This window comes from Bacillus sp. 522_BSPC, from assembly GCF_001076885.1.
Classification (GTDB): Bacteria; Bacillota; Bacilli; order Bacillales; family Cytobacillaceae; genus Niallia; species Niallia hominis.
Genome location: NZ_JVDT01000038.1, coordinates 1 through 21,529, shown reverse-complemented (window position 1 = coordinate 21,529; position 21,529 = coordinate 1). Strand labels below are relative to the sequence as shown.

Genomic DNA, 21,529 nt, shown 5'->3' with positions numbered 1-21,529 from the left:
ATCGCTTGTTTGACATTGCTGTCTATACGACTGCTATTTTAATGATTTTAATGATTGTGTATCCTTTATGGTTTATTATTATCGCTTCCTTTAGTAATCCAACAGATGTTACAAATGGAAACGTATGGTTTTGGCCAAAAGAGTGGAAGGTAGATGGCTATATTGAATTATTTAAGCAGGAAATTATTTGGAGATCTTATTTGAATACAATTATTTACACGGTTGTGGGGACGATTATCGCTTTAATCGTTAATATTCCTGCAGGATATGCTTTATCAAGGGCTGATTTATTCGGGAAAAAGTGGCTATCTATTTTTATACTTATTCCTATGTTTGTAAGTGGAGGATTGGTACCAACTTATCTAGTTATAAAAGGATTTGGGTTACTTGATACCTTTTGGGTAATGGTATTACCTTTTGCTGTGTCCTCTTTTAATATAATCATCGCTAGAACTTTTTTTAAAAATAGTATACCGGATACGTTGTGGGAGGCAGCGCAAATTGATGGATGTGGAACAATCAGATATTTTTTAACGATAGTACTGCCATTATCAAAAGCTATTTTAGCTGTAATTGGTTTGTGGACTGCCGTTGGTATTTGGAATTCATGGTTTAATGCACTGATTTATATTTCCAATGAAGATTTGCAGCCGCTTCAATTAGTTTTGAGAAGGATTCTAATTTCCAATGAATCTTTGCTTGGTACTGCATCTGGGGAACTGGCATCAGAATTAAGAAGATTATCCGAAATGATGAAGTATGCAGCGATAGTTGTATCAACTGCACCTATTATGTGTTTATATCCATTTTTGCAAAAATATTTTAATCAAGGTGTCATGGTTGGTTCTATAAAAGAGTAATAGAAAGGGGAATAGCAATGATAAAGAGAAGCTGGAAAGGGTTACTAAGTGTTGTTTTAACAAGTAGTTTAATTGTTGGCTGTAGCAATGCTAACACGAGCACCAAAGAAAAGGAAGATGGGGAATATCGAATTGCAACCGTTCGTTGGGCAGACTGGGGCGATGATTTTCTTAAAGGCTTTGTAGAAGATACAGAAAAAGAAGCTGGAATTAAAGTCGATTGGGACATCTATTTAAATTCCGAATGGGGAGATAAGAAATCAGTACTGATGGCAGGTGGAGATTTACCAGATGCATTTTGGGGATCGTTAGCTTTAAGTGATGGGGATATTGCCCAAAACCAAAGTCTTTTTATTCCATTAGAGGATTTAATTGCAGAAAATATGCCGAATCTAATGGCGGCATTTGAGACAGAGCCATCATTACGAGCTCTAGTTACCTCTCCTGATGGCCATATTTATAGCTTGCCTAAGAAATTGCCTTTAAGACCGTTAACAGGAAATCAGCTATTTATTAATCAAAAATGGTTAGATAATTTAGGCTTGGAAATGCCAGATACGTATGAAGATTTTTATAATGTTCTAAAAGCATTTAAGGAAAAGGATGCAAATGGAAATGGAGATTTAAATGATGAAATTCCTTATGGAGGGAATATTTATGGGTTTATATTGCCATTTGGCGTAACGAAAGGAAATGATAAAGCTGGTCTAATGACTTTAAAGGATGGAAAGCCTTCTTACATTCCTACACAGGAAGAATATAAAGAGGGAATTGCATGGATGAATAAAGCATACAAGGATGGCTTAATCGATCAAGAATTGTTTACACAGGATGATTCAATGGCAGAAGCAAAACGTAAAGATGAAAACGGTTCATTAGTAGGAGTCGCCTTTGGATGGACACCAGATGCTGTATTTGGTCCAAATGCCAAGGAATATGTTCCATTGGCGCCGCTTAAAGGTCCTGATGGAGAAAGATACGTAATTTCTGATACGGAAACCTATTCGAGAAATGAACTACTTATTACGACTCAAGCCAAGGATCCAGCAAAATTATTACAATGGGCAGATAAATTTTATACAGAGGATGCTAGTATTCAAACTTTTTATGGATCATTTGGCATTGGGGTAGAGAAAAATGATGATGGGACGTATCAAGTATTGAATGCACCTGAAGGAGAATCAGCAGATATTTTTGCTTGGACTAATTCATTCCGTGATTTTGGTCCTAAATATATTGAAGATGGATTTAATGAAAAGGTAACTTTGCCAACTGATAGTGGGGATGGATTAAAGCTAGAACTTGATAAAAAAATAAGCGAATACGCAAGAGAGCAATTTCCAACAGTAAGCTTTACAGCAGATGAAATGCAACGTTTAAATACGTTGAATGTAGACTTAACTTCCTATGTGAATTCCATGCAATCTAAATGGGTTGTAGAAGGTGGAGTAGAAAAAGAATGGGATGATTATATAAGGCAACTAGAAAAAATGGGTTACGGTGAGTTTATGGAAATCCAAAATACTGCATTTAACAGATATCAGGAATCATTAAAGTAGAAAGTACGAAGTGCAGCAGTCAGAATTAAACTTTTATTTCTGACTGTTGTTTCTTTATAAAAGACTACTTGATTATCTAATAGGAAGTGAATTATTTATTGTTGAAAAGGCAGGTGAATGAAATGGGTACATTCTTTCAACTCGATAGTCCCATCAGCAGGAATTTAGCGAAAATAGTAGATGTTCTTTTATTGAATATTATTTTTATTCTTTTCTCACTTCCTATTGTCACGATAGGTGCTTCGCTAACAGCTTTGTATTCGGTTCATTTTAAAATAGCAAGAGGAGAACATCCCTCCATTTGGATAAGTTTTATCCAGTCGTTTAAAAAGAATTTAAAACAGAGCTCCCTTATTTGGTTTCTCCTGATAGGTATTGGCGTAATTCTACTTGGAGATATTTATTATCTTGTATACACCAATGGGATTTGGAAAGTTATTTTTATGAGTCTAACCCTTATCTTTAGCTTTTTATATCTTACATTGTTCGTAATTATTTTTCCCTATATATCTAGATTTGAAGATTCAATAAAAACAGCAGTTGTAAATTCTTTATTGATTGGAGGCTTTCACTTTCCATATTTATTACTGGTACTAATGATCAATATAGTGCCTATTGTTTTCTTTTTATCCTCTTTTACTGGTTTTTTAACAGGTGTCTATTTCATTACCTTTGGTGGACTTTCCATTTTGACTTTTGTGAATTCGATTATATTTAAAAGGATTTTTTCAAAATATGAAAACAAAAAAGGAGGAGAAGTATGATGGAGAAAATACGGATAGGATTAATTGGAGTTGGTGGGATGGCTCAGTCTCATATAAAGGGATTGCAGAATGTCGGAACGTTTCAAATTGATGCAATCTGTGATTCAAATAACAAAAATCTAAAAAAAGTCGGAGAGCGATTAGCTATTAAATCGGAAAATCAATATATAGATTTCCGTAAGTTAATTGATTCTCAAAAAGTAGATGCAGTTGTATCCATCACACCCAATAATGTACACGCGCCAATATTGGAATATTGTATCGAAAAAAACATGCCTATCTTAACAGAAAAGCCGTTAACATTGGACTATGAGGAAGCGAAACAGCTTGCTGAAAAATATAAGCAACAACCTATTCTTTGTATGGTAGGGTTTAGTTATCGATATACACCAGCATTTCGATTTGTAAAAGCATTACTAGATAAAGGGGAAATCGGTCAAATAATGAATTTTTCTATTCAGTATCTGCAAGGGTGGGGAGCACTACCTTATGATACTCCCTATGTTTGGCGCTTTAATCCTGCGGTCACAGGAACAGGAGTATTAGGCGATTTAGGTTCCCATATGATTGATATGGCATATTATTTATTTGGATCATTTCAAGAAGTATCAGCTAAAATGGAAAGCTTTATTAAGAAAAGAAAAATGGAGCAATCGAATGAATGGAAAGAATTCGTTATTGACGACTTTGTATGTTTTCAGGCAAAAATGGAAAGTGGCATAGTTGGTACATTTCAAACAACAAGAAATGCTATAGGCTCAGGGAATCAGTTTGATGTGTCCATATACGGTGATAAAGGAACTATTCATGCAAGTACAATGGAAGAAGAGATAGTGAATTTGATACATTTTGATGATGGGACGGCTGAGGTTGTGGAGAAAAAAATGCATGTTCCAAAAACTGTATACTTGTCTGAATGGGAGGATTTTGCCCAAATGCTAAAGGGGAAAATAGGATCAGGTTTTCCAGATTTTGAAGTAGGACTAAGGAATCAACAAGTGTTAGAAGCAATAATCCAGTCCAGTAATCAACCAGGGAAAATGATAGATGCGTTAGAAAGCTGAAAGGGTTGTCCTTGTTTAATTCTCCTAATTACGGATATAATAACTAGGCGACTATTTGTACATAGATTATTATTCGATTAGAAGGAGAATTTATTATATGAAGTTTAAAGATCATCTTGTTTTTAATGTTTCTATAATCATAATCTTGTTGATTGTGTTAGTAGGAGCTCTTGCACCAGATACACTTAAGGAAGGCACAGCTAGTGTCCAATCCTTTATTACAGATTCTTTTGGTTGGTATTATTTAATTGTGGTCACGTTTTTCGTGATAATTTGTTTGTACTTATTAATAAGTCCTGTAGGTAAAATAAAATTAGGAAAACCTGACGATAAGCCTGAGTTTTCAAGACTAGCATGGTTAGCGATGCTTTTCAGTGCTGGAATGGGAATCGGCCTTGTCTTTTATGGGACAGCAGAGCCACTAAGTCATTATGCAATTAGCTCTCCGACAAATGAAATTGGTACAGATCAAGGTATAAAAGATGCAATGAGATATACCTATTTCCATTGGGGAATTCATGCATGGGCAGTATATGGGATTGTTGCTTTAAGCCTTGCCTACACGACCTTTAGGAAAGGTGGAAAAACATTAATCAGTTCAACCTTGAAGCCATTGCTAGGTAATTCAATGGAAGGAAGAGCGGGAAGAATTATTGATATTATCGCCGTTTTTGCAACAGTAACGGGGATTGCTACAACGCTAGGTTTTGGAGCGGTACAAATAAATGGGGGGCTTTCTTTTCTTTATGATATTCCTTCCAATTTTTTAACACAATTTATTATTATAGTAATTGTCACCGTCCTGTTTTTACTTTCAGCCCTTACTGGATTAGGCAAAGGGATTAAAATCCTTAGTAATACGAATATGATATTAGCTTTCGTTCTATTTTTGATTGTTTTTATCATGGGAAATACGGTTTTTATCCTCAATTTATTTACAGATACAATTGGAAGCTACTTACAAAACTTAGTGCGCATGAGTTTCCGAATTGCGCCTTTAAATGGTAAGAATCGCCAATGGATAGATGCGTGGACGATTTTTTATTGGGCTTGGTGGATTGCGTGGTCACCATTTGTAGGTATTTTTATTGCTCGTATTTCCAAAGGAAGAACGATTCGTGAATTTATAACGTTCGTACTATTTATTCCATCAGTAATTGGCTTTTTATGGTTCTCTGTGTTCGGTGGAAATGCGATGTATCTTGAACATAAAGGGTTAGGTACTATATCAACTTTTGCTACAGAAGAAACATTGTTTGCCCTTTTAGAGCATTATCCACTTAGTGCTTTACTATCCCTATTGGCTATTTTGTTGGTTGCTGTGTTCTTTATTACTTCTGCCGATTCAGGAACATTCGTTTTGGGGATGCTATCTGCAAATGGCGTACAAAATCCAAGTAATCGGATTAAAGTCATTTGGGGGGTATTGCTTACGACGATTTCCCTTGTATTACTTTATTCTGGCGGATTAGATGGATTACAAAATATGATGATTATTGCGGCTCTTCCTTTTTCCTTAATAATGATTTTAATGACAGTAAGTCTATTGAAGGAAGTACATCAGGAAAAAGCGGAATATGAATCAAAGTGGAAGAAGAAAAAAAGCTCGAAATAATATCGAGTCTTCAGAATCGAGGTTTTGTTTACCTTTTTGTTGCATGCTAAAATGTTGATGGGAGCGGAAATGTTACATATCCGCTCCCATCAACATATTTTATTTGGGGAAATTTTCAGTGACGAATTTAATTTTCATCTTCTTTATCTTTATTAAACCATAATGGCTCGTAATCATCGACTTCCCCATTATAATTGATTAAAATTTCTTCGCCGGCTTTTATATCCTTATAAGCATAATAATCAAAAGTATGTTTATCAAAATTAATCTCATAAGTCGCATTTGGTTCATACGAATGGTTAAAAAGCATGCCGTAACCTAGAACAACTGCACTGTGATTAATACCATATTCATATACATAATCTTCTAATACCGTTCTTTCGATATACTTATGTTGTTCATTTGGATAAGGAACAACAGGAGCTTCATGGAATAAGGTCCCCTTTTTAATATCACAAGTAGCAAATACGCCTCTATTGAATTCCCCATCGCTTAGGGGGGATGTTTTAATTTCTATCATTATTGTTCACCTACAACTCTTTATAGTTTACTGCTATCTCTTACTCTAACATTGATTCTTTTATTTAGGAAATAAATTAATGAAAAACTTATAAAAAATGAAGCATTTCAGTTATAATCTGACTTTTTAACTAATGAAGAATTTGGAGATAATAGTGTATAATGAGTACGATTCTTTAGGTTTTCGTAATGATTTTAGAATTGGATTACGTTTTTTTAATAAAGAACATAAAAAGGAAGAGACAGGAGAAAAAATGAAAAATTATAAATTGCTTATTCAATATGATGGTGGACGGTATAAAGGATGGCAACGCCTCGGTAATGGGGACCAATCCATTCAAGGGAAAATTGAAAACGTCCTGACAGAAATGGTAGGAGAAAAGATTGAAATTATCGGCTGCAGCCGAACAGATGCAGGCGTACACGCATTATCACAAGTTGCTAACTTCAAAATGAACAAAGAAATGACGGAAAAAGAGGTCATGAATTATCTAAATCACTACTTACCAAATGATATTAGTATTTCGAAAGTAGCAATCGTTCCTGATCGTTTTCATGCAAGATATAATGCAAAGGATAAAACCTATGTGTATAAAATTTGGAATAAATCGTATACCAATCCTTTTATGCGCAAATATAGTATGCATGTAGAGAAAAAGCTAAATGTAAAAAGAATGGAGCAAGCAGCTGCCTATTTTGTTGGTAAACATGATTTTACAGCTTTCTCGAACGCTAAATCTAAGAAGAAGTCAATGGTTAAAGAAATATACTCCATTGATATAAAAGAAGTGGAAGGGTTTCTTGAAATTCGTGTCAGTGGTGATGGTTTTCTTTACAACATGGTAAGAAAAATAGTGGGAACACTAATAGAGATTGGGCTAGGAAAAATCGAAGCAGATGCTATTCCAGCAATTATTGCAGAAAAAGATCGTAGTCTGACAGGAATGATGGCAGAAGCAAATGGGTTATTTTTAGAAAAGGTACAGTTTTAAAAGAAATAGGTAAAAGCGAGTAGGTTCTTTAGTAAGAAACTACTTGCTTTTTTTTATAGTTAAAAATGGTTTTGTTTTAAATGAACGTTTCCTCCTTAAAAAATTGTAGTGCAAATATAAAAAGCTTAGCCCAAAAGAGAATGATTTAATAAATAAACGGATAATTATATAACAAACAGAGATTTGTCACATGCTAAGGGAAGGGACTTTGCTTTTGAAGTAGAAATGAATATAGCAAGAGGAGGAAAATAAATGAACTATGCGGATGACAGTCTGATGCTACATACAGATCTTTATCAAATTAATATGATGGAGACATATTGGAGAGATGAAAAACATGAACGAAAAGCTGTGTTTGAACTTTACTTTCGCAAACTCCCTTTTGGAAATGGTTTTGCTATATTCGCTGGTCTTGAACGGATTTTATCTTATATAAAGAATTGTCGGTTTACACAAAGCGATTTGGACTATTTACGAAATGAAGGAGGTTATAAGGAGGATTTTCTTCTTTATTTAAAAAATTTCACTTTTTCTGGTGACATATATTGCATGGAGGAAGGGGAGCTAGTATTTGCCAATGAACCGATTCTAAGAGTAGAAGCACCAATTGCGGAGGCGCAATTAATCGAAACGGCATTATTAAATATTGTTAATTACCAAACACTTATTGCAACAAAAGCTGCGAGAATGAAGCAGGTTATTGGAGAGCAGACGGCAATGGAGTTTGGGACAAGAAGAGCACAAGAAATGGATGCAGCGATATGGGGAACAAGAGCTGCCTATATTGGTGGGTTTTCGGCGACGAGTAATGTAAGGGCAGGGAAAATTTTTAATATCCCTGTATCTGGAACACATGCACATGCACTTGTTCAAGCATATCAAGACGAATATGAGGCTTTTAAAAGCTATGCCAGCACCCACAAAGAATGCGTTTTCCTTGTTGATACATATGACACACTCCGCTCTGGTGTTCCCAATGCTATAAAAGTGGCAAAGGAGCTTGGAGATAAGATTCACTTTAAGGGGATTCGTTTAGACAGTGGAGACTTGGCGTATCTTTCAAAGCGAGCTAGAGAAATGCTTGATGAAGCGGGCTTTCCTGACACGAAAATTATTGCCTCTAATGATTTAGATGAGTATACCATTATGAATTTGCGGGCAGAAGGAGCAAAAATTGATATCTGGGGAATTGGAACAAAGTTAATTACTGCATTTGATCAAGCAGCACTGGGCGCTGTATATAAATTAGTCAGTATAGAAAATGAACAAGGTATAATGGAGGATACCATTAAATTATCTGGAAATCCGGAAAAGATTTCTACGCCAGGTCAGAAAAGAGTATATCGAATTATAAATAATGAAAATGACCATGCTGAGGGTGATTACATTGCACTGGCAAATGAAGTAATAACACAAGAACCATTAAAAATGTTTCATCCTGTTCATCCATATTTGAATAAAGTGGTGACGAATTACAGGACCATCGAATTACATCATCCAGTTATTAAAAACGGGCATATCCAGTTTGAACCACCAGCATTAAAAGATATTCAAATGAAGGCTAAAGAGAACCTGAATTATCTATGGAATGAATATAAGCGAACGCTTAATCCAGAAGAGTATCCAGTCGATTTAAGTAAAGCATGCTGGGAAAACAAGCGAAGCTATATAGAAAAAATGAAAGAGAAATCACGCAGCGTTTAACCTTTTTAAGGAGAGGATAAATTGGGTAAAATAGGGATTTACGGATCATCCTTTGATCCAATAACAAATGTTCATCTCTGGACGGCTAGCACTGTTGCCCATCGTTGTAAATTAGACAAGGTTATTTTTCTTCCTTGTTCCAGTAAGCGACGGGATAAAACAATGGAAACAGCAGATGAACATCGTATAAAGATGGTGAACATGGCAATAGAGGATAATGAGAAGTTTTCTTTAGATGATTATGAAATGATGCAAGATGGATGGGAAATCTATACGTATCATACGATGAATTATTTTAAAAAGCTTTTTCCAGAGGATAGTGTGTACTTTATTATGGGTGCTGATTTATTGGTTGATATTGGAAGAGGTATGTGGACAAAAGGAGAGGAGTTGATAGCAGAAAATCGGTTTATTGTAATGGCTAGAAATGGAATTGATATGCTTTCAGCCATAAGCCGATCGCCAATCCTCCGTAATCATGACGATGGGAGCACTTTTCATCTCTTAGATAAGGGATTGGCAATGGAAATAAGCTCTACCTATATACGGGAAGAATTTGCGATAGGTGGGGAACCGAGGTATCTTTTGCCAGAAAAATGCTATGAATATATAAAGAAAAATAAATTATACCAATAAACCATTCTAAAAAAAGCATGAAAAAACACAAAATTAATAAGAAATTAGTCATTGATGATTACTGAATAGTCTGATAGAATGAAGGCAATCTAAAGGCTATGTGTAACTGGCGAAATACGGAAAACCGTAGGGGAGCACATAGTGTCGTATGTCGTTCGCCTGGGCAGAGGTAAGGGATATACTCCTTTGCCTTTTTCTTTTTTAGATGATTTCATTTAGAAAGGTAAACGTATTAACCAAGCGTAAAAAGAATATAATTGAATGAAAAGGAGCAATGGAGATGAGCACTACGACTGTTAAAGATGTAAAGACTATTAAGACATTAAATAATATTGCTGCAAGTGGCCTAAGTGTGTTTAAAAAAGGAAATTTTACAATTGACGATACGAGCAATAACCCTGATGCAATTCTTTTGCGCAGCTTTAATATGCATGGTATGGAATTAGGAGAGAATGTTAAGGCAATTGCCCGAGCGGGAGCAGGTGTCAATAATATTCCAGTAGAGCAATGTACAATGCAAGGAATTGTTGTATTTAATACACCTGGTGCTAATGCAAATGCAGTAAAAGAAATGGTGCTTATGTCATTAATGGCTTCATCTCGAAATTTGTTTGAAGGTGTATCATGGGCAAAAACACTCCTTGCTGAAGGTGACCAAATTCCAAAACTAGTGGAAACGGGTAAAAAACAATTTGTTGGGCACGAAATCAAAGGAAAAACTTTAGGTGTCATTGGCTTAGGAGCAATCGGAGCACTTGTTGCAAACGATGCCCTTGCTCTAGATATGGATGTCATTGGGTATGATCCTTTTCTTTCTGTAGATACAGCTTGGAATTTATCACGTAATGTGCAGCGAGCTATGACATTAGAACAGCTATTTACAGAATCTGATTATATAACAGTCCATGTGCCGTTAACAAAAGATACGAAGGGAATGTTTAATCAGCAAGCTTTCGACTTAATGAAGCCTGGTACGCAAATTTTAAACTTCTCTCGTGGCGAGCTAGTAAATGAAATTGATATAGCTGTTGCTTTAGAAGAAGGCATAATAGGACGATATATAACAGATTTTCCGAATGAAAATGTCCTGCAAATGAAGAATACGATTGCTATTCCTCATCTAGGTGCATCTACTGAAGAGTCTGAAGAAAATTGCGCTGTTATGGCAGCTCGCCAAGTAAAGGAATTTTTGGAAACAGGTAATATTAAAAACTCTGTAAACTTTCCAAATGCATCCATCCCATACACAGGAAAACGTCGTGTTACAGCCTTCCATCTAAATATTCCTAATATGGTAGGACAGATAACACAAGCAATTTCTACTTACCAGTTGAATATTGCTGATATGATAAACAGAAGTCGTGGCGAGTATGCTTACACGATGATTGATATCGATAACGAAGTAGCAGATGAAATCATCCCACTGCTTTCTAAGCAATTAAAAGAGATTGATGGAATCGTAACAATGAGAGTTATCTAAAGTGGAGAAATAAATACGATTTGATAGACTCCTGGTTGAAAAGGAGTCTATTTTTTATTTTTGAGGTGGGTTCGTATTATTTGGTAATTAGTTAAATGATCTAAAGTAGAGAGGAAATAATCCAACCCAACTAGTTATTTCTACTAAATCCATTAAAAAAGGCTGCCCAGTGGACAACCTTTAGCCTTAACAGATTATTTAAACAACACACTCACAGACTTATGCTCATAAACACGGCTAATGGCATCACTTAGTAATTCAGCAATCGATAGCTGCGTAATTTTGTCAATTCTCTTTTCCTCTGGAAGTGGAATGCTGTTTGTCACAATCAATTCCTTGATTTGAGATTCCTGGATCATATCAATTGCTGGTTCAGATAAAACAGGATGGACACAGCATGCATATATTTCTTCTGCCCCATTCTCAAGTAATGCCTTTGCAGCAGTCGTAATGCGGTAAGATGTATCAACAATATCATCTACAATTATGGCTGTTTTTCCTTCAATGTTTCCGACAATGTTTACCTCACGAGGACCAATATCTTTTGGGCCACGCTTATCGATAATTGCGATTGGGGCTTTTAATCGATCTGCAAGCTCTCGGGCACGAGTAACACTACCGTGATCTGGGGCAACTACTACTACATCACTTGCATACTCTTTTGTATTTAAGTAGTCTGCAAGCAGTGGTATTCCTACTAATTGGTCCACTGGAATGTTAAAGAAGCCTTGTGTTTGTGGTGCGTGCAAATCTAATGTGATAACACGGTCTGCACCAGATTTTTGAATTAAATTGGCAACTAATTTAGCCGTAATTGGCTCTCTTGGTTGTGCTTTTCTATCCTGACGTGCATATCCATAATATGGAATGACGACATTAATCGTTTCAACAGAAGCGCGTTTTAAGGCATCAATCATAATGAGTAATTCCATAATACTTTGATTTACAGGATCACAAGTGGACTGAATAATAAATACTTCACAACCACGGACGCTTTCCTCAATATTAATTTGAATTTCCCCATCGCTAAATTTTTTAACGGTACATTTTCCTAATTCAGTACCTAGATGCTCTACTATTTCTTGGGCTAGAGCAGGGGATGAATTAAGAGCAAAAACTTTTAGTTTTGTTCCTTGATATGTATTGGCCATGAATGGTTCCTCCTATAATCTGAACAGACTTAGCTACCTCAATCTACCTAAAGAATAGCTCCTACTATAAGTATTGTAGGATACCGATATTTGTATTTCAACCAATTATAGCATTTTTAGAATGAAACTTCTTAAACATTTCTTCCTAATAGTACAGTATTTAATCTATAATAGCATATTCTAAAAGCATAAAAATTAATCATGTTGCTCACGAATCTCTCTTTTAACACAATAAGAAGAGAGATTCGTGAATGTTCCTTTATAATGTGCTAAACTATAATTCGTTGATTTTGTTACATAATAGAATTTAATAGTATAAATGAAGAGAGAGTGATTTTAAATGCAGCAAGAAACATTGTCTAGAGGCTTGAAAAACAGACATGTTCAATTAATTGCCATTGGGGGAGCGATTGGTACCGGCCTTTTTCTTGGAGCGGGTAAGTCCATTAATTTAGCAGGACCCTCTATTTTATTTGCATATATTATTACAGGTATTATTTGTTTTCTGATTATGCGTGCATTAGGAGAATTACTTTTATCGAATCTTGAATATCATTCATTTGTTGATTTTGTTCATGATTATATTGGAAATAGGGCTGCTTTTGTAACAGGATGGACGTATTGGTTCTGCTGGATCTCCATTGCAATGGCAGATTTAACAGCCATTGGCATGTATACACAGTTCTGGTTTCCAAATATTCCGCAATGGTTACCAGGCTTTATCGCCTTAATGGTATTACTGATTATGAATTTAGCTACTGTTAAGCTATTTGGTGAAATGGAATTTTGGTTTGCTTTAATTAAAATAATTGCGATTATTGCCTTAATCATTATTGGTTTTATTATGATTGTTAAAGGCTTTTCAACAAATGCTGGCCCATCTAGTTTTACCAATCTATGGAGCCATGATGGAATGTTTCCAAATGGGATGCACGGATTTATCCTTTCATTTCAGATGGTTGTGTTTGCATTTGTCGGTATTGAATTAGTCGGATTAACAGCTGGTGAGACAGAGAATCCTGAAAAGGTTATTCCAAAAGCAATCAATAATATCCCTGTTCGAATCTTGATTTTTTATGTGGGAGCATTGCTTATCATCATGAGCATTTATCCTTGGAATGCTATTAATCCAGCGAAAAGCCCATTTGTTCAAGTCTTCTTGGCAGTGGGAATAGCTGCTGCTGCTGGAATAGTTAACTTTGTTGTTTTAACTTCTGCTGCATCTGCATGTAATAGTGCGATTTTTAGTACTAGTAGAATGACGTATGCTTTAGCAAAGGAAAAGAATGCTCCAGAAGCACTAGCTAAACTGACTAAAAATCAAGTTCCATCAAATGCTTTGTTTTTTTCAGTTATAGTTGTGTTAATTGCGGTTATTTTAAATTATTTCATGCCAGAGGGTGTATTTACATTAATAACAAGTATATCTACGGTTTGTTTTATCTATATTTGGGCAATTACGGTTATTTGTCATATGAAATATCGAAAAACAAGACCAGAGCTAGCTGCGAAGAATAAGTTTAAGATGCCGCTGTACCCTGTTGCTAACTATATTATTCTTGTTTTTCTAGCATTTGTACTTGTTGTCTTAGCACTCGCAGAGGATACAAGAATCGCGTTAATTGTGACACCAGTGTGGTTTATTTTGTTATTAGTAATATATCAAGTTAAATGGGATCGTAAGTAATATTCATTCTGATTAATTTATCCTATAATGATTAAATTCAAAAAAATTGCTCCCTCATTATTATTTGAGGGAACAATCTATTTTGTTTAGGAGGATTTTATCCATTTCTTTCGATAAGAAAAATAGAGAGCAATAGCACCACCTAGTAGGAGTAGTATGCCGAACAGTAAGAAGTTATAGAGATTATTTGCAGTGTTTGGCAAACTGTTCTCTCCTTTTGTATCTATATTTGTATCGTTATCACCAGCCCGGGGTATATCAATGGTTTGGTTACCTTTATCTGGATTAACGACTGGCGGATTTTCTGAATTAGGTTGATCATTCAGAGAATGATCATCATCTATATCAGGATTATCTGGAGTATTTATACTAGGTTCCTCTTCATTCTCTTCCTCTGTATTTGCTTCTTCCTCGGAAGGTAATTGATCTAAGCTAGTCACAATCGCAACATAATCTATTAATGCATTTGTAGAATCTGCTGAACCTACTGGTCCATTAAATTCCATGCCTAGTTCTTGGACAGCATTTTTATTTTCTAAGTTTGAGATATCATAGATGAGTTTGGTATATTCCTCTTTGTTAATAGTTGTACTGCCAGAATCAGACCAATTCCAGTTTCCTGCTTTTGTAAAAAACTTCACTTCTAATGGATGATCTGCAAGCGTACCAGTTTCATCATGTTTTAATTGGACAACGATGTAGTTATATCCGGTCAAATCATAGGAGGCAGTTTTTTTAATTTCAGTTTTTTCCCCTTCTCCTAATTTAATTGAGGCTTTCAAATGGTCCTGTTCGATAATGGCGTTTCCACCTTCCCAACCTTCTAAATCTTTATTGAAGTGATAAAAAATAGGGTCTGTATTTTTTTCCTCATTTTCCCCTACTTCTTCTGGAATAGTAGGGGAGTCTTTATCTTCGATTGCACATATGTCATCAAAATAAAGAGTACCACTTCCTTTTTCTCCACCTGTATAAAGAGCAAATTGAGTTACCTTTTGAATTCTAGCTTGGTCAATAACAGCGGTTTGATTACTTTCCCATTCAGCAGGAGCAAATTCTGAAAAAGGAATTGTAACAACACCTTCGAATTCTTGTTCAAGGGAAATATTCTTTTCGAAACTAACACCACCCATTTGAATTTGCACGGTTAGATGATGTGATTGACTTTGATGCTTCATCCAGAATTGGATTGCATTTTTCCCCGTCCAATCTACTGTCGGAAGAGATGTTTGCTTTCCTGCATATCCTGCATTTCCAATGATATAATCATATTTTAACCCATATGTGCCTCCTTGCTTTGCATCAGATGATAGGGAAATCTGGATTGGATCCCCATTACTTGAATAGTTACGATTTAAGAGGTCGTCATCTCCAAGGTAATATTCAAAGTTATCGACAAGATATGGATCTGCAGCAGCTTCTTTATAGGTATTTAGCAATTCGATATTATCAATATAAATTTCTGTTAGTTGCAATTGGTCTCCAACAAGTGATAGAGCAATTCCGGTTGCTTCAGAAGCAGAAGGAACAGAAATAGTAGTTTCATATTTTATGTAGTCCTTTCCGTCTATCGTAATCGTTTCTAATTCAGTAAGCGGCTCTTTTGACTCATTCATGCCGTATTTCGTTGTCCAGTCTGGTGGGAGCTGGACAATTCCTTGAATGGATCCATTTCCAGCAGTTACAGGAATATAGGCATCAAACCTGATTTGCTTCACATCTGCCAGATTGATAGAATCGAGATTCGTTAACTCTAGCTTTAACTCTTGCCATGATTCACTTGGACTCATCCCTTGCACAGAAAATTTTGCCTTACCGTCTCCGTTAAGTGTTTCGTGAGATAACTCATAGGTAATCCCTTCTGATGGCCAAGTTCCATTACTTTTTATATCATTGATGTCTGTATCAAATGTAAGCTTTTTTATTGTGATTTCTTGTACTTTTATATATAGTCGTACAGTTTCTTCTTGAATTTTTTGTCCATTTGAGTAATAAGTGAAAACAATATCAGTAACTCCGCCATTCAAATGAGCTGAAGGTGAATAATCAGCTGTAAAGTTACCAGAAGAGTCGAGCTCCATTCTATGCTCTGTCTCCGTTCCAAGTTCTTTATATGTTACCGTAGCATTAGGATCATTAGTTACTTTTACTCGTAAGGTAGTTGTTTGCTCTGTTATGATTGTTCCACTAGTTGGTGATAATACATAAAGGAGGCTTCCGTGTGGTGCTGTTGTATAGTTAATTCCTTGCCCATATACTTTTCCAGTTACTTCATTTCGGAAAGAAGAATAGTCATCTTCATAAAATTTTTGAAAGTTAGGTAGGAGCTCGTGGTCGCCACCTAATTCACTGTCAATATCTTTATAGGGAACATACATATTATTCGGCCATCCGAAATTAGCCCATGTCAGCATATAAGCAATTTTTGACGCAGTCGTGTCTCCTTTTATCGCGTTAAATACACGAGTATACCAATCAAGTGTATTTCCAGTTTGATTCATACCAGATGCACTATAACCAAACTCTGTTAGCCCAGCAATCTTATCTTTTTCTTCTGCCAATTGGACAATCATTTTTAAATCGTCAATGAGTCCGTTAAGCCAGGAAGCAGAGCCGGCATTCGATTTGTTATCATAGCTGTCTATCCCGAAAATGTCTACATACTCGTCACCAGGATATGTTTCTAAATATCGTTCTGTATCTCCGCTATATCCTGAGCCCGGAGAGAAGCCGTATAGAATATTGTGTACATCTTTTACATCACGTAGATATTCCACTGTATATCGGTATATTGATTTATATTGGGATGGGCTAGTTGTACTCGCTCCCCACCAGAACCAAGAACCAGTTTGTTCATGGAAAGGACGAAAAATTAGCGGAATAGGCTCTCCATTATCATCTTTTAATTGATGTGCAAGGCTAGCTATATTATCTAACCAAGCATTGAATTCCTCATGTTTAGAACCACCAGGAAGAATCTCCTTTACTACATTTCCTGTCGTATCATTGTAATTACCACCTGTAACAAAATTGCGCGGATGCATACTTAACGTGATAATACCACCAAGTTTATGAGCAGTTTTCATGGAAGTAGCTGTATTTTTAATGCTTTGTTGAATATTTCCTGGAATTCCTGGCTTTTCGTTTCCATCAATACTGCCAGTATCCCATCCAAAGATAGCCGGATAATCGCCAACAGCATTCTTAATCTCAGATTCTTTTGAGCCAACACGGGTTCCAGACTCTTTTAATGTTAACCCTTCGTCAGTAGCATGCTGTTGACCAAATAAGATTTGTTCACCACTGCTATTTTGTAAAAATGCAAATAGTTCCTTTGAATACGTAGATGCATTTGGATCCGCCATTTTTAATTCTCTACTAGTAAATGTACTACTTTGAGCTTGGATAAGTGTTGGGCTAGGAAGAGCAAGTAATAAGACAAGACAAACTACAAAATACCGAAAAATTTTCTTCATAAATACCTCCTAATTAGTTTGGTTGTTATTCTTAACAAATTTTGTAAGCGCTTTACAACAATATAATAAAGGAGGATGAAGATAAAAATCAATAGTTTTTATTGTAATTGTCTATATTTTTTTAAAAAAAGTATAAGTTAATATATATATTAATCTAGTTTTTCATGCTTAGTTGGGGTTTTTAAGTTTTATTTCTTTGTTGCATAATAGATAAATTTTAAAAAATCAAAAAACTAATTGACACCTTCTTAACTAGAATGCTATTATAGTCTTCTTTGGAAAAAGGAGGGAAATGCATTGATTAAAGTCGAAGGTATCAATAAGTCCTTTAAGGTTGCAAAAAGGACAACGGGATTGGCAGCAGGTTTGAAAGCTCTCATACATCGAGAACACAAGATTGTTCATGCATTAAATGATGTGAGTTTTACGATTAATACTGGAGAAATTGTTGGTTATATCGGGCCAAATGGTGCAGGCAAATCAACGACGATAAAAGTGATGAGCGGTATTTTAGTTCCTGATAGTGGCAGTTGTGAAATTATGGGCTATACACCATGGATGGATCGAGTAGAATATGTAAAAAATATCGGTGTTGTTTTTGGACAACGTTCCCAGCTATGGTGGGACGTCCCGGTAATCGATTCTTTTGCCTTGTTAAAAGATATCTATCAGGTACCAGATACGGAGTATAACGACACGCTATCCCTATTAATAGAAACACTTGAATTAAAGGATATTCTACATTCACCAGTAAGACAGCTCAGTTTAGGACAGCGCATGCGTTGTGAAATTGCAGCCTCCCTAATACATAACCCACAAATTCTCTTCTTAGATGAACCTACGATTGGTCTTGATGCAGTAAGCAAAATTGCTGTAAGAAATTTTATAAAAAAAATCAATAAGCAGAAGAACGTAACCGTTATCCTTACAACACACGATATGTTCGATATTGAGGCACTTTGTGATCGAGTCATTTTAGTAGGGAAAGGGAGCTTATTATATGATGGAAATTTACAGGAATTAAGAAGCCGTTTTGGTTCCCATCGCACTATAACACTTGACTATAAATCAAGTACTAGTCCCATTCAAATTCCTGGTACTACTCCGATTTCTTGGACAGAGGAAAGAGCCATAATAAGTGTGGATACTACGATAGTCTCTGTATCGGAAGTAATCATGAAATTGTCTCATTCCCTTGATTTAGTTGATATTTCAGTGACATCCCAGCCAATTGAAGATATAATTGTACAGCTTTATAAGGAGTATGAGATATGAGGACAATGAAACCGTATATTGCTGTATTAAGATTGCGATTATTAAATGGGATGCAGTATCGGGCCGCTGCATTGGCAGGAGTGGCTACACAGTTTTTCTGGGGATTTATTTATATTATGATATTTCAGGCTTTTTATGCCCAAGCAAGCTCAAATCAACCAATTTCTTTAGAAGAATTGGTTACTTATTTATGGCTTCAGCAATCTTTTTTAGCTTTTATTATGCTATGGTTTCGTGATAATGAATTATTTGACTTAATCACAACAGGAAATATTGCTTATGAGCTATGCAGGCCAATTGGGATATATGAATATTGGTTTAGTAAATTACTTGCCCAGCGATTGGCTAGCGCATTATTAAGGTGTTTTCCAATATTATTGCTGGCTTTTTTGCTGCCACCAGCTTATCGGCTGATGTTGCCTCCAGATGTAAAAACGTTCTTGTTATTTTGTCTCTCTCTTTTATTAGGACTATTGGTTTTAGTAGCTATTTCTATGTTTATTTATATTTCTGTTTTTATCACATTATCGCCAATGGGGTCACTTTTAGTCTTTGGTGTAGTAGGGGAGTTTTTTGCTGGGATGGTTGTTCCTATTCCATTAATGCCAGAGTGGCTCCAACAAATTGTTTATCTCCTTCCTTTTCGATTAACGGCTGATTTTCCGTTCCGCGTTTATTCAGGGAATATTCCCAATGGAGAAGCGGTTGAGGGTATATTTATTCAGCTCGCTTGGCTGTTCGTACTTGCTTTTTTTGGGAAGATAGCATTACAAAAGGCGATGAAAAAAATAATTGTGCAAGGAGGATGAAGCTAGATGAAACTTTATTTTCAATACCTTCTCGTATTATTTAAATCACAAATGCAGTATCGAACATCATTCTGGCTGTTATCATTAGGGCAATTTCTTGTTCCGTTTTCTGCTTTTGCTGGATTATACTTCTTATTTGAGCGATTTGGACAAATAAAGGGCTGGGATTTTTATGAGGTTGCTCTTTGCTTTGCCATCATCCACATGGCGTTTGCATTAAGTGAATGTTTCGCAAGAGGATTCGATAATTTTTCCAGTCTCGTTGCAAGTGGTGATTTTGATAGATTGCTTGTTAGACCAAGGACAACATTTGTACAGGTTCTTGGTTCAAAATTTGAATTTACTAGAGTAGGCAGACTTTTGCAAAGTGTTATCGTTTTAGCTTGGGCTTTAAGTAATCTAGCAATCGATTGGAGTTTAATAAAAGTTCTAACACTTTTATTGATGATCATAAGCGGGGTATTCATCTTTACGGGGATTTTTATTTTGGCCGCCACGCTTAGTTTTTGGACCATACAAGGTTTGGAAATTGCCAATATTTTTACAGATGGCGGCAGAGAAATGGCTCAGTATCCTCTAAATATTTATCAAAAATGGGTGACACGCTTTTTTACTTTTGTTATTCCTTTTGGAAGTGTCAATTATTTACCTTTATTATATCTTCTTGGTAAGGGAGGAGAGGCTGGATGGCTATATATGCTAACGCTGCTTGCAGGTATAATATTTATCTTTCCATGCATTTTTGTTTGGATAGTTGGTGTACGACACTATCGATCAACAGGTTCGTAAAAAGACGATGTTTTCTGTTCGATTAAAGGTGGTATAAAACTAGTAAATAAGTTTATATCAACTAGAATGGAGGCGTTATAAATGAGTAAAGAATCAACTACAAGTCTAGCAGGGAAAATACATGAGCCTAATGAGAAGAAACAGAAGGATGAGGCTTCAAAAGGGATGAAAGAAACCCATGACCAGGCAAAAGAGAGTTTAACAGAAGGAACGATTGACAAGAAAAAGGAAAAGGACGAAGAATAACGATTGTTTCCTATATATAGAAATGGGAAGGGAGGAGAGTGTTTAGGCATTCTTCTCTTTTTTGCTGTTGGAGTTTCTTGGTTATCTATTTTGTTTGCATAAGATATACTATAGAGTATTGAAAGATAGGAGAAAGAAAGGCTGTTAGCATGAAAAAAATATGGATAATATTAATTGGCATATTGTTTTTGCTTTTATTTAGTACCTATAAATTAGTGAATGCACGAACCTTTCAGTTGTTTGGTGGATTAACCAATCATGTGGAGACAAAGGAGAAAGTAGTTGCGTTAACATTTGATGATGGACCAACAAAAAATGTGGACGATATTCTAGCATTGCTAGATGAATATGATGCAAAAGCTACTTTTTTTCTTATCGGAAATGAAATAGAAAAGAGCCCTCAAATGGCAGCGGAAATAGCAAAAAAAGGGCATCAACTTGGGAATCATACATACTCTCACAATCGAATGATTTTTAAATCGCAATCCTTTATAAAAACTGAAATAGAAGATACAAATAAATTAATTAAAAAAGCGGGTTATACAGGGGAGATAGATTTCAGACCGCCAAATGGGAAGAAACTTATTGGACTTCCTTATTATTTAAAAAAAGCAAATATGGATACCATTCTATGGAATATCGAACCAGATACTTATTATCAAAGTGTTGAAGATAAAGTAAACTATGTAAAAGAATCTGTGAACCCAGGCTCCATTATTTTAATGCACCCAATGTATGATGAAACAGGGGAGGAAATAAGAGCAATCGAAGGGATTTTAAAAACATTAACAGAGGAAGGCTATACATTTATTACTGTTAATGAGCTACAGGAATTAGCAGGAAATTAAAGGGGATAAGGGGCTGGGACAAAACTAAATAACTAATCTTTAAAGACGAACAATC

18 protein-coding genes and 1 riboswitch are annotated in these 21,529 nt (G+C 35.5%); of the genes, 15 read left to right on the top strand and 3 right to left on the bottom strand.

Going from position 1 to position 21,529, the window contains the following annotated elements; genetic code table 11:
- The 5 genes from ADJ83_RS03560 to ADJ83_RS03540 form a co-directional block, all read left to right on the top strand.
- The coding region (locus tag ADJ83_RS03560) for a carbohydrate ABC transporter permease (RefSeq protein ID WP_239687067.1) at positions 1-860 on the top strand (860 nt) is incomplete at its 5' end.
- A gap of 17 nt (positions 861-877) precedes the next feature.
- Positions 878-2,419, top strand: coding sequence for an extracellular solute-binding protein (locus ADJ83_RS03555; RefSeq protein ID WP_031538750.1), 1,542 nt, complete (start codon positions 878-880; stop codon positions 2,417-2,419).
- Positions 2,420-2,517: 98 nt separating this feature from the next.
- On the top strand, positions 2,518-3,183 hold the full coding sequence (locus ADJ83_RS03550; RefSeq protein ID WP_155986768.1) for a YesL family protein: 666 nt from the start codon (positions 2,518-2,520) through the stop codon (positions 3,181-3,183).
- Positions 3,180-4,247: a Gfo/Idh/MocA family protein gene (locus ADJ83_RS03545; protein WP_231512578.1), complete on the top strand. Its 1,068-nt coding sequence runs from the start codon at positions 3,180-3,182 to the stop codon at positions 4,245-4,247. The genes ADJ83_RS03550 and ADJ83_RS03545 overlap by 4 nt, the downstream gene beginning before the upstream one ends.
- Positions 4,248-4,344: 97 nt before the next feature.
- The gene (locus ADJ83_RS03540; RefSeq protein ID WP_031538745.1) at positions 4,345-5,862 is read left to right on the top strand and encodes a glycine betaine uptake BCCT transporter; all 1,518 of its coding nucleotides are present in this window, start codon (positions 4,345-4,347) and stop codon (positions 5,860-5,862) included.
- 127 nt (positions 5,863-5,989) lie between these two features.
- Here the strand turns inward: ADJ83_RS03540 and ADJ83_RS03535 are convergent, their stop codons facing one another.
- On the bottom strand, positions 5,990-6,382 hold the full coding sequence (locus ADJ83_RS03535) for an SET domain-containing protein (RefSeq protein WP_048716905.1): 393 nt from the start codon (positions 6,380-6,382) through the stop codon (positions 5,990-5,992).
- Positions 6,383-6,635: 253 nt separating this feature from the next.
- Between ADJ83_RS03535 and truA the strand changes: the two genes are divergently transcribed.
- From truA to ADJ83_RS03515, 4 genes are all read left to right on the top strand, one after another.
- Positions 6,636-7,373, top strand: coding sequence for a tRNA pseudouridine(38-40) synthase TruA (truA, locus tag ADJ83_RS03530; RefSeq protein ID WP_031539398.1), 738 nt, complete (start codon positions 6,636-6,638; stop codon positions 7,371-7,373).
- Between the two features lie 252 nt (positions 7,374-7,625).
- A complete protein-coding gene (locus ADJ83_RS03525; RefSeq protein ID WP_031539400.1) occupies positions 7,626-9,077 on the top strand; it encodes a nicotinate phosphoribosyltransferase in 1,452 nt (483 codons plus the stop codon).
- A gap of 21 nt (positions 9,078-9,098) precedes the next feature.
- Complete coding sequence (nadD, locus tag ADJ83_RS03520; RefSeq protein WP_031539401.1) at positions 9,099-9,713, top strand: nicotinate (nicotinamide) nucleotide adenylyltransferase; 615 nt, start codon at positions 9,099-9,101, stop codon at positions 9,711-9,713.
- Between the two features lie 92 nt (positions 9,714-9,805).
- Positions 9,806-9,885, top strand: a riboswitch (ZMP/ZTP riboswitch).
- Positions 9,886-9,993: 108 nt separating this feature from the next.
- Complete coding sequence (locus tag ADJ83_RS03515; protein ID WP_031539402.1) at positions 9,994-11,193, top strand: phosphoglycerate dehydrogenase; 1,200 nt, start codon at positions 9,994-9,996, stop codon at positions 11,191-11,193.
- A 194-nt stretch (positions 11,194-11,387) separates the two neighbouring features.
- Here the strand turns inward: ADJ83_RS03515 and ADJ83_RS03510 are convergent, their stop codons facing one another.
- The gene (locus ADJ83_RS03510) at positions 11,388-12,344 is read right to left on the bottom strand and encodes a ribose-phosphate diphosphokinase (protein ID WP_031539403.1); all 957 of its coding nucleotides are present in this window, start codon (positions 12,342-12,344) and stop codon (positions 11,388-11,390) included.
- Between the two features lie 340 nt (positions 12,345-12,684).
- On the opposite strand from ADJ83_RS03510, the gene ADJ83_RS03505 reads away from it, so the two are divergent.
- Positions 12,685-14,031 (top strand): amino acid permease, encoded by a 1,347-nt coding sequence (locus ADJ83_RS03505; protein WP_031539404.1) that lies wholly within the window; start codon positions 12,685-12,687, stop codon positions 14,029-14,031.
- 86 nt (positions 14,032-14,117) lie between these two features.
- Here the strand turns inward: ADJ83_RS03505 and ADJ83_RS24360 are convergent, their stop codons facing one another.
- Entirely contained in the window at positions 14,118-17,507 is a 3,390-nt protein-coding gene (locus ADJ83_RS24360; protein ID WP_031539406.1) for a glycosyl hydrolase, read from the bottom strand.
- A gap of 297 nt (positions 17,508-17,804) precedes the next feature.
- Between ADJ83_RS24360 and ADJ83_RS03495 the strand changes: the two genes are divergently transcribed.
- The 5 genes from ADJ83_RS03495 (at position 17,805) to ADJ83_RS03480 (ending at position 21,474) form a co-directional block, all read left to right on the top strand.
- Positions 17,805-18,782, top strand: a complete 978-nt coding sequence (locus tag ADJ83_RS03495) for an ABC transporter ATP-binding protein (RefSeq protein ID WP_031539408.1) — start codon at positions 17,805-17,807, stop codon at positions 18,780-18,782.
- Between the two features lie 5 nt (positions 18,783-18,787).
- Complete coding sequence (locus tag ADJ83_RS03490) at positions 18,788-19,591, top strand: ABC transporter permease (protein WP_031539409.1); 804 nt, start codon at positions 18,788-18,790, stop codon at positions 19,589-19,591.
- 6 nt (positions 19,592-19,597) lie between these two features.
- Entirely contained in the window at positions 19,598-20,380 is a 783-nt protein-coding gene (locus ADJ83_RS03485) for an ABC transporter permease (protein WP_031539410.1), read from the top strand.
- Positions 20,381-20,461: 81 nt separating this feature from the next.
- A complete protein-coding gene (locus tag ADJ83_RS24725) occupies positions 20,462-20,626 on the top strand; it encodes a YozQ family protein (RefSeq protein ID WP_081836705.1) in 165 nt (54 codons plus the stop codon).
- Between the two features lie 149 nt (positions 20,627-20,775).
- Positions 20,776-21,474 carry a polysaccharide deacetylase family protein gene (locus ADJ83_RS03480; protein ID WP_031539411.1) on the top strand — a complete coding sequence of 233 codons (699 nt, stop codon included), beginning with the start codon at positions 20,776-20,778 and terminating at the stop codon, positions 21,472-21,474.
- Positions 21,475-21,529 lie beyond the last annotated feature (55 nt).

Excerpts from the sequence above, each read along its gene's own strand:
- ADJ83_RS03555 (WP_031538750.1), top strand. The coding sequence starts at position 878 with ATGATAAAGAGAAGCTGGAAAGGGTTACTAAGTGTTGTTTTAACAAGT.
- ADJ83_RS03545 (WP_231512578.1), top strand. The coding sequence starts at position 3,180 with ATGATGGAGAAAATACGGATAGGATTAATTGGAGTTGGTGGGATGGCT.
- ADJ83_RS03540 (WP_031538745.1), top strand. The coding sequence starts at position 4,345 with ATGAAGTTTAAAGATCATCTTGTTTTTAATGTTTCTATAATCATAATC.
- ADJ83_RS03535 (WP_048716905.1), bottom strand. The coding sequence starts at position 6,382 with ATGATAGAAATTAAAACATCCCCCCTAAGCGATGGGGAATTCAATAGA.
- truA (WP_031539398.1), top strand. The coding sequence starts at position 6,636 with ATGAAAAATTATAAATTGCTTATTCAATATGATGGTGGACGGTATAAA.
- ADJ83_RS03525 (WP_031539400.1), top strand. The coding sequence starts at position 7,626 with ATGAACTATGCGGATGACAGTCTGATGCTACATACAGATCTTTATCAA.
- ADJ83_RS03515 (WP_031539402.1), top strand. The coding sequence starts at position 9,994 with ATGAGCACTACGACTGTTAAAGATGTAAAGACTATTAAGACATTAAAT.
- ADJ83_RS03510 (WP_031539403.1), bottom strand. The coding sequence starts at position 12,344 with ATGGCCAATACATATCAAGGAACAAAACTAAAAGTTTTTGCTCTTAAT.
- ADJ83_RS03505 (WP_031539404.1), top strand. The coding sequence starts at position 12,685 with ATGCAGCAAGAAACATTGTCTAGAGGCTTGAAAAACAGACATGTTCAA.
- ADJ83_RS24360 (WP_031539406.1), bottom strand. The coding sequence starts at position 17,507 with ATGAAGAAAATTTTTCGGTATTTTGTAGTTTGTCTTGTCTTATTACTT.
- ADJ83_RS03490 (WP_031539409.1), top strand. The coding sequence starts at position 18,788 with ATGAAACCGTATATTGCTGTATTAAGATTGCGATTATTAAATGGGATG.
- ADJ83_RS03485 (WP_031539410.1), top strand. The coding sequence starts at position 19,598 with ATGAAACTTTATTTTCAATACCTTCTCGTATTATTTAAATCACAAATG.
- ADJ83_RS24725 (WP_081836705.1), top strand. The coding sequence starts at position 20,462 with ATGAGTAAAGAATCAACTACAAGTCTAGCAGGGAAAATACATGAGCCT.
- ADJ83_RS03480 (WP_031539411.1), top strand. The coding sequence starts at position 20,776 with ATGAAAAAAATATGGATAATATTAATTGGCATATTGTTTTTGCTTTTA.